Annotated in this window: 15 protein-coding genes; 7 read left to right on the top strand and 8 right to left on the bottom strand. The window is 70.0% G+C overall.

What is annotated here, in order from left to right:
* Positions 1 to 4: 4 nt before the first annotated feature.
* Positions 5 to 223 carry a hypothetical protein gene (locus tag K8612_RS33620; RefSeq protein WP_223765234.1) on the bottom strand — a complete coding sequence of 73 codons (219 nt, stop codon included), beginning with the start codon at positions 221 to 223 and terminating at the stop codon, positions 5 to 7.
* Between the two features lie 227 nt (positions 224 to 450).
* Here K8612_RS33620 and K8612_RS33625 point away from each other — a divergent pair, with 227 nt between their 5' ends.
* The 5 genes from K8612_RS33625 to K8612_RS33645 all read left to right on the top strand — a co-directional run bounded on the left by K8612_RS33625 (position 451) and on the right by K8612_RS33645 (position 5,001).
* Positions 451 to 1,965, top strand: coding sequence for an FAD-dependent oxidoreductase (locus K8612_RS33625; protein WP_223765235.1), 1,515 nt, complete (start codon positions 451 to 453; stop codon positions 1,963 to 1,965).
* Positions 1,966 to 2,046: 81 nt separating this feature from the next.
* Complete coding sequence (locus K8612_RS33630) at positions 2,047 to 2,535, top strand: hemerythrin domain-containing protein (protein WP_223743740.1); 489 nt, start codon at positions 2,047 to 2,049, stop codon at positions 2,533 to 2,535.
* Between the two features lie 62 nt (positions 2,536 to 2,597).
* On the top strand, positions 2,598 to 3,284 hold the full coding sequence (locus K8612_RS33635; protein WP_373692157.1) for a DNA-3-methyladenine glycosylase: 687 nt from the start codon (positions 2,598 to 2,600) through the stop codon (positions 3,282 to 3,284).
* Between the two features lie 83 nt (positions 3,285 to 3,367).
* On the top strand, positions 3,368 to 4,519 hold the full coding sequence (locus tag K8612_RS33640) for a zinc-dependent alcohol dehydrogenase (RefSeq protein WP_223765237.1): 1,152 nt from the start codon (positions 3,368 to 3,370) through the stop codon (positions 4,517 to 4,519).
* Between the two features lie 38 nt (positions 4,520 to 4,557).
* Entirely contained in the window at positions 4,558 to 5,001 is a 444-nt protein-coding gene (locus tag K8612_RS33645) for a hypothetical protein (RefSeq protein WP_223765238.1), read from the top strand.
* Positions 5,002 to 5,011: 10 nt separating this feature from the next.
* Here the strand turns inward: K8612_RS33645 and K8612_RS33650 are convergent, their stop codons facing one another.
* The 3 genes from K8612_RS33650 to K8612_RS33660 all read right to left on the bottom strand — a co-directional run bounded on the left by K8612_RS33650 (position 5,012) and on the right by K8612_RS33660 (position 7,668).
* The gene (locus K8612_RS33650; RefSeq protein WP_223765239.1) at positions 5,012 to 5,371 is read right to left on the bottom strand and encodes a GFA family protein; all 360 of its coding nucleotides are present in this window, start codon (positions 5,369 to 5,371) and stop codon (positions 5,012 to 5,014) included.
* Between the two features lie 148 nt (positions 5,372 to 5,519).
* On the bottom strand, positions 5,520 to 6,272 hold the full coding sequence (locus K8612_RS33655; RefSeq protein WP_223743745.1) for a hypothetical protein: 753 nt from the start codon (positions 6,270 to 6,272) through the stop codon (positions 5,520 to 5,522).
* Between the two features lie 145 nt (positions 6,273 to 6,417).
* Positions 6,418 to 7,668 carry an MFS transporter gene (locus K8612_RS33660; protein WP_223765240.1) on the bottom strand — a complete coding sequence of 417 codons (1,251 nt, stop codon included), beginning with the start codon at positions 7,666 to 7,668 and terminating at the stop codon, positions 6,418 to 6,420.
* An 82-nt stretch (positions 7,669 to 7,750) separates the two neighbouring features.
* On the opposite strand from K8612_RS33660, the gene K8612_RS33665 reads away from it, so the two are divergent.
* Complete coding sequence (locus tag K8612_RS33665; RefSeq protein ID WP_223765241.1) at positions 7,751 to 8,434, top strand: SIMPL domain-containing protein; 684 nt, start codon at positions 7,751 to 7,753, stop codon at positions 8,432 to 8,434.
* Positions 8,435 to 8,447: 13 nt separating this feature from the next.
* Here K8612_RS33665 and K8612_RS33670 read toward each other — a convergent pair whose 3' ends face one another.
* From K8612_RS33670 to K8612_RS33685, 4 genes are all read right to left on the bottom strand, one after another.
* Complete coding sequence (locus tag K8612_RS33670) at positions 8,448 to 9,710, bottom strand: pyridoxal phosphate-dependent aminotransferase (RefSeq protein WP_223743748.1); 1,263 nt, start codon at positions 9,708 to 9,710, stop codon at positions 8,448 to 8,450.
* 39 nt (positions 9,711 to 9,749) lie between these two features.
* Positions 9,750 to 10,232 (bottom strand): DNA starvation/stationary phase protection protein Dps, encoded by a 483-nt coding sequence (gene dps / locus K8612_RS33675; protein WP_223743749.1) that lies wholly within the window; start codon positions 10,230 to 10,232, stop codon positions 9,750 to 9,752.
* 114 nt (positions 10,233 to 10,346) lie between these two features.
* Positions 10,347 to 10,874, bottom strand: coding sequence for a carboxymuconolactone decarboxylase family protein (locus K8612_RS33680; protein ID WP_223743750.1), 528 nt, complete (start codon positions 10,872 to 10,874; stop codon positions 10,347 to 10,349).
* A 6-nt stretch (positions 10,875 to 10,880) separates the two neighbouring features.
* Positions 10,881 to 11,435, bottom strand: coding sequence for a peroxiredoxin (locus tag K8612_RS33685; RefSeq protein WP_223743751.1), 555 nt, complete (start codon positions 11,433 to 11,435; stop codon positions 10,881 to 10,883).
* Positions 11,436 to 11,935: 500 nt separating this feature from the next.
* Here K8612_RS33685 and K8612_RS33690 point away from each other — a divergent pair, with 500 nt between their 5' ends.
* Positions 11,936 to 13,147, top strand: a complete 1,212-nt coding sequence (locus K8612_RS33690) for an MxcI (protein ID WP_223765242.1) — start codon at positions 11,936 to 11,938, stop codon at positions 13,145 to 13,147.
* The last annotated feature ends 46 nt before the right edge of the window (positions 13,148 to 13,193 follow it).

The following is a 13,193-nucleotide window of genomic DNA, read 5'->3' on the forward strand; positions in this document are numbered from 1 at the left end:
GACCTTACGCTCCGGGTGAAGGGGGACGCGGGGGACGGCCGCGTTCCGGCGAGTCTGCGGTGCGGACCTCCGAAAATGCCACCACGATGCGCGCCTCCCCGTCCAAAGAAGAGGGGCGCCCCAGGACCTCCTGGGCCGGCGTGTCGAAGCGCAATCCCCTGTCCAGCAGGCGGTCCAGCACGTCCACCAGGCTGGCCCCACCAGCCACGCGTTCCACGGGCATTCGGCGCATGCTCCTTCAAGTCCGCCCGGCGCGGACCTTCGGGTCCAAGGGCTGTTTTAACGCGCGGGCGACACCGCACCCCAGCCCCGTCCACGCCCGCCCCCTGTCTGACCAACACCCGGGGCCTGGCTCTGTTGGGTCGCATACACCCCACGCTGGGCAGCCGGCCGGGCGGGGCTCGGCAGGCGTGGCTTATGCCCTGGGAAGCGGATTCCTAGCCTTCCGTCATGAACGACGAGCGCCAGCACAAATCCCTGTGGACGGTGACGACGCTTCCCCGGGACTTCCCCTCCCTGAGGGGCGACCTGGACGTGGACGTGGCCATCATCGGAGGGGGCGTCGCGGGCCTGACGACCGCCTGGCTGCTCAAGCGTGCCGGCAAGAAGGTGGCGGTGCTGGAGATGCACCGCGTCCTCTCCGGGCAGACGGGGCAGACGACCGCGCACCTCACGGAGCTGCTGGACACGCCGTACACGACGCTGCTGAAGGACTTCGGGGAGAAGGGGGCGCACCTGGCCGCGTCCTCCAGCCGGGCCGCCATCGAACAGATCGCGTCCCTGGTGGAGACGCTCGGCATCGACTGCGGCTTCACCCGGGCGCCGGGCTACCGCTACGCGGAGACGGACGCCGAGCTGCGCGAGCTGCTGCAGGAGGTGTCCGCCGCCCGGCAGGCGGGGCTGCTCGCGACCTTCACCAAGGAGGTGCCGCTGCCCTTCCCGGTGAAGGGCGCGCTGCGCGTGGAGGATCAGGCGCTGTTCCACCCGCGGGAGTACCTGCTCGCGCTCGCGGACCGCATCCCGGGGGACGGCTGCCACCTCTTCGAGAACACCAAGGTCGTGGACATCCATGACGGCGCGCCCTGCCGCGTCGTCACGGAGGACGGCACCGTGACGGCGCGGGCCGTGGTGGAGGCCACCACCACGCCGCTCAACCGCGTGGCCATGCACACCAAGCTCTACCCGTACCGCACCTACGCGGTGGCGGCCCCGCTGGACGCGCCGCTGGAGCCGGGCCAGTACTACGACAGCCGCGACCCGTATCACTACATCCGCACGCAGCGGGTGGACGGCGTGTCCTACGTCATCGTGGGCGGCGAGGACCACAAGGTCGGAAGCGAGGAGGACACCGCGTCCTGCTTCGCCGCGCTGGAGGCGTACACGCGCGACCGCTTCCCCGTGAAGCGCATCACCCACCGCTGGTCCGGCCAGGTCATCGAGCCCGCGGACGGCCTGCCCTATATCGGACGCAACGTGGGCAGCCGCCACGTGTACGTGGCCACGGGCTTCTCCGGCACGGGCATGACGTTCGGCACGCTCGCGGGCATGGTGCTGTCGGACCTCATCCTCGGCAACGAGAACCCCTACGCCGCGCTGTACGACGCGGGCCGCGTGAAGCCCAAGGCCGGCGCGAAGGACTTCATCCAGGAGAACGCGGAGGTGGCCTTCCGCTTCGTCGCGGACCGGCTCTCCAAGCCGGACGGACGCCACCTGTCGGACGTGGCCCCGGGCGAGGGGAAGATCCTGGAGGTGGATGGCCGCAAGGTGGCCGTGTACCGCGAGGAGGACGGCACCCCGCACGCCGTATCCCCGGTGTGCACGCACCTGGGCTGCCACGTGCACTGGAACAACGCCGAGCGCTCCTGGGACTGCCCCTGCCACGGCGGCCGCTTCAGCCCCACCGGGCGCGTGCTCAACGGCCCCGCCGTGAAGGACCTGCCTTCGCGCAAGCTGCCGGTGAAGTGAGAAGTGCGTGCGGGTGGGCTTCCATTCGGGCGGGCCCACCCCCATCTCTCTGCACATCCACTTCATTCAGGGGGCAGGGGAATGAACGCGTTGGACCTGATCAAGCAGCAGCACGAAGAGGTGTCCAAGCTCTTCAAGAAGTACGAGAAGCTGTCGGACGAGGACGACGACCAGCGCCAGGAGCTGTTCGAGCAGATCGCCGACCGGCTGGGGGCGCACGCGAAGATTGAAGAGCTGTACCTGTACCCGGTGCTCAAGCAGGACGACACGGAGGACGACCTGCGCGAGGCCGTGGAGGAGCACCTCGCCGTCAAGCGCCTCATCGCGGACCTGCTGGACATGGAGCCCTCCGACGAGGAGTTCGACGCGAAGATGAAGGTCCTCCAGGAGCAGGTGGAGCACCACGTGGAGGAGGAGGAGAAGGACCTCTTCAAGGCGGCGCGCAAGCTCCTGAGCAAGGACCAGTTGGAGGACCTGGGCATCCAGTTGGAGGAGGAATACGACTCCTTGATGGAGGGCGAGCCCCGCAACGAGGTGCCCGAGGAGACGGAGCACGCCGCGCCCATCTAGCGCGGCGCATCCGGGGCAAGACGGGGGTTGCGCGTGGCGTGGGGCCGGGCAGCATGAGGCCCATGCCGCGCGCTCCTGTCTCCACCCCCGTGTTGCTGCCGGATGCCTTCACGCCCGCCGCGCGCCGCGCCCTGGTGCGCGCGGACCCCACGCTGGGAAAGCTCTTCAAGAAGATAGGCCCGTTCCGCTTCGAGCGGTCCCCGCTGCACAGCCCCTTCGAGGCGCTGGCGCACTCCATCGTCTACCAGCAACTCCACGGCCGCGCGGCGGCGACCATCTTCGGCCGCGTCTGCGAGCGGGTGGGGCAGGGCAGGGGCTTCACCCCGGAGAAGCTGCTCGCGCTGCCGGACGCCACGCTGCGCGAGGCCGGGCTGTCCGCGAACAAGCTGCTGGCCATCCAGGACCTGGCGCGCAAGACGGTGGACGGCACGGTGCCGCCGCTCGCGCGCGTGCGCCGCATGTCCGACGCGGACCTGATCGAGCACCTCACGCAGGTGCGCGGCATTGGCCAGTGGACCGTGGAGATGCTGCTCATCTTCCGCCTGGGCCGGCCGGACATCCTCCCCGTGGATGACTACGGCGTGCGCAAGGGCTTCATGGTGCTGCACAACCTCGAGGAACAGCCCAAGCCCAAGGCGCTCTTGGCGTACGGCGAGCGCTGGCGCCCCTACCGCAGCGTGGTGAGCTGGTACCTGTGGCGCGCGGCGGAGGCGCCCGTGGGCACCTTCGCACCGCCGGAGGACAGCTAGCCGAGCGAGGGCCGGGAGCGCACCGTCCCTTGTCTTGGCGCGCGGGCGTCCTCACCCGTAAGGGAAGGGAGGAATCACCCCGCATGCGCGCACTCACGTACCAGGGCCCCTACCGCGTCCAGGTGGAAGAGAAGCCCGACCCCCGCATCGAGCACCCGCAGGACGTCGTCCTCAAGGTCACCCGCGCCGCCATCTGCGGGTCGGACCTGCACCTCCTGCACGGCCTGGTGCCGGACACGCGCGTGGGCTGCACCTTCGGCCACGAGTTCACCGGCGTGGTGGAGGAGGTGGGCAAGGAGGTGTCGCAGTTGAAGAAGGGCGACCGCGTGGTGGTGCCCTTCAACATCTCCTGCGGCACCTGCTTCTACTGCCAGCGCGGCCTCACCGGGAACTGCGAGAACAGCAACCCCGGCAGCGACGTGGCCTCCGGCGTCTACGGCTACTCGCACACCACGGGCGGCTTCGACGGCGGCCAGGCCGAGTACGTGCGCGTGCCCTTCGCGGACGTGGGGCCCATGAAGATTCCGGACGACATGGACGACGAGTCCGTCCTCTTCCTCTCCGACATCCTGCCCACCGGCTACCAGGCCGCGGAGATGGGTGAAATCAAGGGCGGCGAGACCGTGGTCGTGTTCGGCGCGGGCCCGGTGGGCCTCTTCGCCATGAAGTCCGCGTGGCTGATGGGCGCGGGCCGCGTGGTGGCGGTGGACCACGTGCCGTACCGCCTGGAGTTCGCCCGGAAGTTCGCCAACGTGGAGACGGTGAACTTCAAGGAGGTGGGCGACATCGTCCTGCACCTGAAGGAGCTGTTCGAGGGCCGCGGCCCGGACGTCTGCATCGACGCGGTGGGCATGGAGGCGGAGGGCTCGCGCGCGCACCGCGTGCTGGGCCTGGGGCTGAAGCTGGAGGCCGGCGCGCCCACCGTCATCGAGTGGTGCATCAACACCGTGCGCAAGGGCGGCAACGTCTCCATCATCGGCGTGTACGGGCCGCCGTGGAACTTCGTCCCCATTGGCACGGCGATGAACAAGGGGCTCACCCTGCGCATGAACCAGGCGAACACGCGCCGGTACATGCCGCACCTGCTGGAGCACATCCAGAAGGGCCGCATCGACGCGAAGGGCGTCATCACCCACCGCTTCCCGCTGGAGCAGGCGCCGGACGCCTACCACCTGTTCGCGCAGAAGCGGGACGGGTGCGTGAAGTGCGTGCTCATGCCGCACGGCCACGCGTGAACCACTGACTTCATCCGCTCGCAGGCAGGAGGCACGTGATGCCCCAGAAGACGACGCAGAGATCGAGCCGCGCGAAGAACGGCCGCGCGAAGACGCGCGCGAAGGCGAACCCCACCCTGGCCGTGGACCTGGACCCCGCCAACCGCCCGGGCGTCCCCATGGAGACGGCGCCGAAGCCGCTGGCGGGCGCGCGCGTGCCCATCGCGCACCAGCACGCGGAGGTGCCGGTGTTCAAGCACGCCGGCCGCAAGGAGATGCCGCCGGTGTTCGGCACCGCCCAGCCTCCGAAGGGGCTGAGCGGCCTCTTGCGCAAGGCGGCCTACGCGAAGCCGGACCACAAGCCCGGCCACTGGATGCTGCTGCTGCTGGCGGACCGGGTGGACGTCTGGGAGCACCGGCTCAGGAGGTCCCTTCCGTGGGCCGCTCCTTCCGCGGCGGCCTTCCTCGCAGGGGGCCTGATGTGGCGCGCCCGCAGCGCGTGAGCAGGGCGCGCTACGCGTCCCGGCCGTTGTAGGGGAACGGGTTGAGCGTGGACAGGTCCACGCCGTCCACGCAGCGCAGGTTGACGGCGTACATCGCCTTGCCGTCCGGGCCCTTGCCGGTGGCGTAGGACTCCACGCCGCAGGTGGGGCAGTGCAGGTGGTTGATGACCTTCTTGTTGAACTGGTAGGTCTTCACCACGTCCGCGCCGGAGAGGGACTTGAAGTGCTCCGGCGGGACGAACGTCAGCACCGCGCCAGTCTTGTGGCAGAAGGAGCAGTTGCAGCTCACCACCTGCGCCAGGTCCATGGTGGCCTCGTAGCGGACCTGTCCACAGTGGCAGCCACCCGTATACGTCTTCATCTCCGCCATGGTGCTTCCTTCCGGTTGCTGCGTGAGGCCCGGGCAGGAAGCGTGCGCTTCCCCCACCCGGTGCGTGTGACGCGCATCAATGAACGGAGGCGGCGGAGACCGCAAGCGCGCAGGTGGCGTCCCCGCGCGCTTGCGGCGGTGCGTCACGTCAGTCCGCGTACGTCGTCACGGACATCATCCGCACGAAGCGGCGGTCGGTGCTCACCGCGGCGATGGCGAAGCCCTGCGTGTAGCCCGGCGCGCCGCAGCCGCGGCAGCTCCAGCCCGTCCGGTAGAGCCGGTTGCTGTTGCGCGAGATCTGCGTGATGTAGGCCACCGCGCCCTCCACCTCGTCCACGTTGTAGCTGTACGCGCTGAGCTGCGCGATGAGCTCCCGCACGGTGATGGGCTCGAAGATGCTGGCCTGCGGACCGAAGGCGTTGCTGAACGCCTCGCCCAGCGTCTGCTGGTTGGCGATGCCCTGGCCGTTGGGGATGTAGCCCTCGGCGATGCGCGCGGAGGAGAACGAGCCGGTGGCGCCGAACAGCACCGCGGGCGTCTGGGCGACGGGGTACAGGTTCAGCGGGTAGCCCGTGAAGAGGGCGTCGTTCACCTCATAAAAGTCCGCGAAGTACTTCGCCGCGGTGCCCGTCATGGACTGCTGGAACGGCGTGTCGTTGACGCGGGTGGTGAGATAGGCGCGCTCGGCGCTGTCCACGCCGGGGCCAACGTCGTTGAGGAACGCGTCCAGCGCGGTGCGGATCTCCGAGCGCAGGATGGTCGCGCCGCCGGGGCTGGTGGCGCTCTTGGCGGCGGTGATGCTCGCCTCGAAGGCGGGGATGCTGGTGGTGGAGTCCGCGAACGCCGGAGCGGAGAACAGCATCAGCGCGCCCACCAGCGACTTCATCGACAGGGTCTTCATGGGGAACCTCTTCATTCAAGGGGGAGAACCGCGAACGGCGCGCTGGCGAGTACCACGCCCCCCTGACACCGCTCGCGTGAGGTTCCCGTGACACGCGCGGCCCGTGACACGCTCGTGATGGAGCGTGGCGCGAGCCTGGAATTTTTCAGGATGCGGGCTGCGGGGCCGCGGGCGTGGGCGCGTGTCTGCGCAGGGGCGCGAGCAGCGCGAGGAACGCGGCGGACAGCGCGACGCCCAGGAGGAACATGTTCCCGTAGCCCAGGTCGCCGAACCTCGGATCCGCGAGCAGGCCCGCCAGCGGCCCGGCGGGGGCCTTGCCCGCGACCTCCACGCTGGCCAGCAGCGTGAAGTGCGTGGCGCCGATTCTCCGGTCCGTGCGCGACATCATGAACGCGAACATCACGGTGGTGAGCGCGCCGCCGAAGAACTCCTCGGTGAGCGTGACGCCCAGCACGCCCGCGTCGCTGACGCCCGCCCGCGTGAGCAGCCACCGCCCCGCGAGCGGCAACAAACGCAGCATTCCGGTGAGGGCCACCGCGCGCAAAAGCGGCAGGCGCGCGGCGAGGACGCCCCCGCACGTGGACCCCAGCAGCGACGCGGCCGTGCCCCACGTGCCCACCCACAGGCCGATGCGCGCGGGCGTGTAGCCCGCGTCCACGAGGAAGGGCTTGTAGAGGACGTCGGACATCGTCTCGCCCAGCTTGTACGTGCCGATGAAGAGCAGCAGCCACCCGGTGCCCGGCACGGTGAGCGCGGCCCGGATGCGGGCCCAGAGCGCGGGCCAGTCCAGCCTCGGGGACTCGTGGCCCTCGGGCTCGCGCGGGGGCGGCTCGCGCACGAAGAGGACGACGGTGAAGACCGCCAGGCACAGCGCCGCCATGGCGAGGAACAGGCCGGACCAGCCGATGCGGGAGCTGGCCCACACCAGGAGCCCGCCGCCGGTGAGCATGCCCAGCTTGTAGCCCACCACCTGCGCGGTGTTGCCCAGGCCCAGCTCCTCCGGACGCAGGAGGTCCACCGCGAAGCCGTCCACCGCGATGTCCTGCGTCGCGGCGAAGAGGTTCATCACGAAGATGAGGCCCAACAGCAGCGGCAGCGAGTCCCGCCCCGCCGCGAGGGCCGCCCCCGCGCACGCGAGCGCCAGGCCCGCCTGCATGGGCAATATCCACGAGCGCCTGCGCCCCACGCGCGCGGAGCCGTAGCGGTCCACCAGCGGGGCCCACAGCGCCTTGAGCATCCACGGCAGGGACAGCGCGCCCGCGAACCCCAGCGCGGCCAGCGACACGCCGCGCGTGCGCAGGAAGACGGGCAGCGCCGTCACCTGGAAGCCGAAGGGCAGCCCCTGCACGAAGTACAGCGCGCACAACAGCCACAGCCGGGACGGGATGCGTCGCATGGTCGTGGCGCGAGCATAGGCACGCCCCCCGGCCCGAGTCGTGGGCCTATACTCGCCGCGCCAGCCACCCCCAGGGAGCCGCATGCCGGAGCGCGCCGCAGCCGAGTCGGGACTCATCGTCGTGGAGCTGTCCGCCGAGCACGAGCTGGAGGCGGACCACGTGGACGCGGTGGTGGAGGTGAAGGCGTCCTCGTTCTTCACCGGCAACGCGGCCTTCGCCAACGCGCGGGAGGTGGCCTCCCTGGTGCGCGCCATGGAGGACCTGGGCGTGCCGGCCACGGCCTTCACCCTCCAGTCGGTGCAGGCGGAGACCCAGGAGGGGCTGCTCTCGCGCTCCTCGTCCGCCGTGTACTCGGTGCGCATCCGCCTGGTGGACATGGCCCGGGTGGGGGACGTGCTCGCCGCGCTGTCCGGCCTGAAGCAGGCGACGCTGCGCGAGCTGCGCTGGGGCTACACGCACGAGCCGGAGGCGCGGCAGGACTGGCTGGAGGCGCTGGCCCGCGAGTCGGTGAAGAAGGCGCGCCGCGTGGCGGCCGGGCTGGGCGTGACGCTGGCCGGGCTGCACCGCTTCTGCGAGCGCACCTGGGAGTCGCAGGCCTTCGGCGCGAGGGGCGGAGGCTACGGCGGCGGGAGCGAGGACGTGATGCCCATGGCCCCGGCCGGCGGCTACAGCGTGAAGCGGACGGCCGCGCCGGGCTTCCCCGTGTCCCACCGCAAGAAGGTGCACGTGATGGCCACCGCGGAGTTCCAGACGCACCCGGCCTGAGCCCGCCGCTTCGTCAGGGCGTGTGCTTCATCACCAGCGCCTCCAGCCGCTGGAGCGCCTTGTCCAGCGTCTCCCACGACGGGCCGAAGGACAGGCGCACGTAGCTGCGGAAGCGCGAGGCCCGCGCGCGGCGCTTGCCGGGGTTCACGTCGAAGAACTCACCGGGCACGGTGATGACCTGGTGCTCCAGCGCGGCGCGGAAGAAGGCCATGCCGTCGTTGAGCGGCGCGGGCAGCCCGGACAGGTTGCCCCAGACGTAGAACGTCCCGTCCGGCGCGCGGTCCGTGCGGATGCCCAGCCGCTCCAGCCGCGAGTGGAACCGGTCTCTCTTCTCCCGGAACGAGTGGTGGATGGCGCGCGTCTCCGCCACCACCGTGTCCTCCTGGAGCAGGGGGATGGCCGCGCGCTGCAGCGGCCGGCTGCCGCCGCCGTCCAGGAAGCTGCCCGCGCTGGAGACCGTGTCGATGACCTGCCTGGGCCCCACCGTCCACGTCATGCGCCAGCCCGGGTAGCGCCAGTTCTTGGTGAGCCCGTCGAAGAGGATGACCGGGTCGCGGTTCACGTCCTCCACGTACCGGGCGGCGCTCTCCACCGGCAGCACCCCGGGGCGGCCCGTCCAGACGTAGTGCGAATAGAACTCGTCGATGAGCAGCGAGCACTCCAGCTCGCGCGCCACGCCCACCCACCGCGCCAGCTCGTCCCCCTGCACCAGCTTGCCGGTGGGGTTGCACGGGTTGGAGAAGAGCAGCGCGGACAGCCCGCGCCCCTGGATTTCGCGGCGCAGGTCTTCGTGCGTGAAGGCGTAGCCGCGCTCGCCCTCCAGCAGGATGGGGATGGCGGTGAACGCCTTGAAGACGTCCAGCAGCTCCTCGTACGCGGTGTAGTCCGGCAGGAAGTGGCCCAGGTTCACCTGGCCCAGGCTGGCCGCGGCGCGGGTGAGGGCCGCGCGGCCGCCGCCGGACAGGCACACGTTCTCCGCGCTGTACTGGGAGGGCATCCCCTTGCGGTAGAGCCGGTTGTAGAGCGCCGCGATGGCCTCGCGCACCTCCCAGAGGCCCGCGACGGGGGCGTACTCCTGGTCCGCCATGTCCACCGTCACCGAGTGCACGCGCGGCGGGGCGCCGGGCAGGTCCCCCGTCTCCGGCTGGCCCTGGCCCAGGTTGCACCAGTCCGGGTCGCCGGGACGGTAGCCGCGGCGCGTGGCCTCGGCGGTGACGAAGATGACGCCCGTGCGGGGCACGGTGCGAAACGCATGCAGGGGGACGCTGTCGCTCACGCCTCCTACGCTAGCGCGCCCCCTGCCGCGGTGCAGCCCCTAGCCTTCGAGCGAGGCCCGGAGGAACCAGGCGTGCTTCTCGAACTCGGTGATGATGCCCGTGAAGAGGTCCACCGTGTCCGTGTCCTTCAGGCCCTCCACCGCCGTGCGGCTCTCCCGCAGGCCGTTGAGGTACACCTCGATGCGCTCGGCCAGGAGCTTCACGTGCTCCAGGTCGCGTGAGGTCTCCTGCGGGTAGTCCGGCAGGCGGCTGTGCTTGCCCACGTGGCGGCTGGTGCCGTACGCGCGCCCGCCCAGCGTCACCGCGCGCTCCGCGATGGAGTCGTTGTGGTTGGCCAGGCTCACCGCGAACGTCTCGAAGAGCGGGTGCAGCGCGGCGAACTGCGGGCCCTTGATGTTCCAGTGGGCGACCTTGATCTGCGAGTGCAGGTCCAGCCCGTCCGCGAGCCGCTCGTTGAGGGTGGCGGCGATGGCGGTGCGGGCCTGCTCGGAGAGGGGACTCGGGCTCTTGTAGAGGGCCATGACGGACACGTTCCTTTCGGGTGAGGGGTGGGACACCGGAAGCGAAAAGACAGCGCCCCCCGGTGTCTTCCACCGGAGGGCGCCAGTCACAGCGCGGGGATAACCACGGAGGGACTAGGACTCCAGTCCCACCGCCGCCGCGTGGATGACGCTCGCGATGCGGACCGCGTCGTTCACGTGGTCCTCGGAGAGGCCGCCTTCCAGCACGACCTTCTCATGCGACTGGATGCACATCTCGCAGCCGTTGATGGCGCTGACCGCGAGGCAGACCAGCTCGAAGTCCACCTTGTTGGTCAGCACCTGGGCCAGCCGGTTCATCCGCAGCCCGGCCCGCTTGGTCGCGTACGACTCCTTCCCGACCATGTGACGGAATCGGTAGAAGACGTTGTTCATCGCCATCAGCGAGGCCGCCGCGCGGGCGTCCTCGATGACGGGCGTGGCCTTGTCGCCCAGTGCCTGCTTCGCCTCGTCGAGCATGGCCTCCTTCAGCCGCTCGTTCCGGGCGGCGAAGGCGCATGCCACGGCCACACCCCACGTCTGCTCGTGGGTGAGGTTCGTGCTCTCCAGGACCGTGGAGAGGTTGAGGCGGGTGTCCTTGTGGGCGTCCGCGAGCTCGCTGCGGACGACTTCGAGCGAAGCCATGAGCGCCTACCCCGCCTTCTGCATCTTCTGGGTGAGCGTCTCCTCACCCTTCTGCCAGTTGCAGGGGCACAGCTCGTCCGTCTGGAACGCGTCCAGCGTGCGGACGATCTCCTTGACGTTGCGGCCCACGGACAGGTCGTTCACGGACACGTGGCGGATGATGCCCTCCGGGTCCGCGATGAACGTGGCGCGCAGGGCCACGCCCTCCTCCTTGTGCAGGATGCCCAGCGCGCTGGACAGCTCGCGCTTGATGTCCGCCAGCATGGGGAAGGGCAGGTTCTTCAGGTCCGGGTGGTGCGTGCGCCACGCGTGGTGCACGAACTCGTTGTCCGTGGACAGGCCCAGCACCTGCGCGTTGCGGTCGCTGAACTCCTTGTTCAGCTTGCCGAACTCCGCGATCTCCGTCGGGCAGATGAAGGTGAAGTCCTTCGGCCACGCGAACAGGACCGTCCACTTGCCCTTCTGGTCCTCGTTGGTGATGTCCTTGAACTCCTTGCCCTTCTCCAGGCTCACGGCGGCCTTCAGTTTGAACTGCGGAAGCTTGTCGCCAACGGTCAGCATGGGATTCGACTCCTTGGGGATGGGGGGCGGGCCACCGTGGTCCACCCCAGAGGTTGTGGGTTGCTACGGGTATTTGCAGTCACCGTGCCAGCACTTCAACTGCCCTGATTCCAGGAGGTTACGGCTCCTCCCGGGAATCCCACCGGCGGGGCGGTGACGCCGGGCCGGTGCATAACGAAATCCCGGTGCTTTTAGCCACTGCAATTTCGGTGAACCCTCTCACCGGGGCGCGTGGAGACTGTTCGACGTCTCGGGCACGAGCGCCACGGAAAATACCCGAAGCGACGAAGGGTTGCCTCAAGGGCAAGCCGCTGGCCGGGCGAATGGTTGTCCGCCAACGCCTGGGGGCCCGCGCGACCTGGCGCGAGGAATTGACAGGGGGCGTCCGGGCGGGCTACTTCCCGCCTCGCCGGTAATTTTGAAACTGAGTGTCAATTTCAGGAGTCGACGAACCCCGTTCGTTCGAGGAGCACGTGATGCGTGGAGCGCCGAGGGCTGGCATGGGCAGTGTTGGGCGGGGGCTCCTGGCGTGCGCCGCCCTGGTGCTGGGCGCGTGTGGTGGGGACGGCGTGAAGCCCGAGGAGGAGAACCCCGTCCCCCAGGAGGGGGAGCTGTACCTGGTCCACTCCGCGGTGGAGACGAACGGCAGCCGGACGAACTACTTCACCCTGGTGGACTCCCTGGAGGGCACCCGGACGCTGGACTACGCGAAGTCGCTGGAGCTGCCGGGGCGCCCCCGGCTCTACGCGGCGAAGGGCGTGGGCTTCTTCGCCATTGGCGCGGGAGAGGCGCCCACCATCACCCGCTATGAGGTGCGCGACGGCACGCTGGTGGCGGGGCAGAGCCTCTCCTTCCAGAACCTGGGCGTGAAGCGGATGGGCGCGCAGGCGGTGCACTTCGTCAGCGAGACGAAGGCCTATTACAAGGATGACGCGCAGGGCCTGGTCATCGTCTGGAACCCGGCGGAGATGGCCATCGAGAAGACGCTGCGGCTGCCGGCGGAGTTCATCCGGCAGGGGTACGTCACGGCGCTGAGCCAGTGGATGGGCCGCGACGGCGAGGCGTTCTTCGCGCTGGGCTGGTCCACGTCCACCTATGACGGTTCGCTGCCGGGCTCGGTGCTGGTGCGCGTGGACACGGCGACGGACGAGCTGACCTGGACGCGCGACGAGCGCTGCCGCGACCTGCAGAAGGTGGGGCGCCAGGGGGACTCGCTCTACTTCTTCAGCGGCGTGGTGAACGGCCTGGGCTACGCGGTGAAGGGCGCCGGCGAGTTCGGCCAGCAGGACTGCTTCCTGCGCATCTCGCCGGGGCAGAAGACGTTCGACGCGGACTTCGTGGGCAGCGTGGCCCCCGCGCTGGGCGCGGGCAAGGTGGGCGTCGTCATCGCGCTGTCCGAGGACGGCACCGCGTGGATGCAGGTGGCGGACACGAGCGTCACCCCGACGGCGCCGGGCACCACCTACGCGGAGTGGTACAGCAAGGGGTGGGGCTGGTACCGGATGCCGCTCGCCACGCTGAAGGAGCCGGTGCGGGCCCCGGGCGAGCTGGGCGCGTACAGCGGCTTCACCTTCGTGGCGGGGTCCCAGTTGCTCATCACCCAGAGCGCGGCGGACTACTCCACGTCCTCGCTGGTGGACCTGTCGGGCGGCACGCCGCAGCCCCGGTTGACCTTCCCGGGCTTCGCGCTGGACATCGCCCGCATCCGTTAGTTCGAGCCTTTCCGCCGGGCGCCGCGCGGTGCCCGGGCCCCTGAGG

Source organism: Corallococcus sp. AS-1-6 (assembly GCF_020037015.1).
GTDB lineage: Bacteria > Myxococcota > Myxococcia > Myxococcales > Myxococcaceae > Corallococcus.

Coding starts and splice junctions, on each gene's coding strand:
- K8612_RS33630 (WP_223743740.1), top strand. CDS start 2,047: ATGAACGCGTTGGACCTGATCAAGCAGCAGCACGAAGAGGTGTCCAAG.
- K8612_RS33685 (WP_223743751.1), bottom strand. CDS start 11,435: ATGCTGACCGTTGGCGACAAGCTTCCGCAGTTCAAACTGAAGGCCGCC.
- K8612_RS33650 (WP_223765239.1), bottom strand. CDS start 5,371: ATGGCGGAGATGAAGACGTATACGGGTGGCTGCCACTGTGGACAGGTC.
- K8612_RS33640 (WP_223765237.1), top strand. CDS start 3,368: ATGCGCGCACTCACGTACCAGGGCCCCTACCGCGTCCAGGTGGAAGAG.
- dps (WP_223743749.1), bottom strand. CDS start 10,232: ATGGCCCTCTACAAGAGCCCGAGTCCCCTCTCCGAGCAGGCCCGCACC.
- K8612_RS33645 (WP_223765238.1), top strand. CDS start 4,558: ATGCCCCAGAAGACGACGCAGAGATCGAGCCGCGCGAAGAACGGCCGC.
- K8612_RS33660 (WP_223765240.1), bottom strand. CDS start 7,668: ATGCGACGCATCCCGTCCCGGCTGTGGCTGTTGTGCGCGCTGTACTTC.
- K8612_RS33690 (WP_223765242.1), top strand. CDS start 11,936: ATGGGCAGTGTTGGGCGGGGGCTCCTGGCGTGCGCCGCCCTGGTGCTG.
- K8612_RS33665 (WP_223765241.1), top strand. CDS start 7,751: ATGCCGGAGCGCGCCGCAGCCGAGTCGGGACTCATCGTCGTGGAGCTG.
- K8612_RS33655 (WP_223743745.1), bottom strand. CDS start 6,272: ATGAAGACCCTGTCGATGAAGTCGCTGGTGGGCGCGCTGATGCTGTTC.
- K8612_RS33625 (WP_223765235.1), top strand. CDS start 451: ATGAACGACGAGCGCCAGCACAAATCCCTGTGGACGGTGACGACGCTT.
- K8612_RS33620 (WP_223765234.1), bottom strand. CDS start 223: ATGCCCGTGGAACGCGTGGCTGGTGGGGCCAGCCTGGTGGACGTGCTG.
- K8612_RS33680 (WP_223743750.1), bottom strand. CDS start 10,874: ATGGCTTCGCTCGAAGTCGTCCGCAGCGAGCTCGCGGACGCCCACAAG.
- K8612_RS33635 (WP_373692157.1), top strand. CDS start 2,598: ATGCCGCGCGCTCCTGTCTCCACCCCCGTGTTGCTGCCGGATGCCTTC.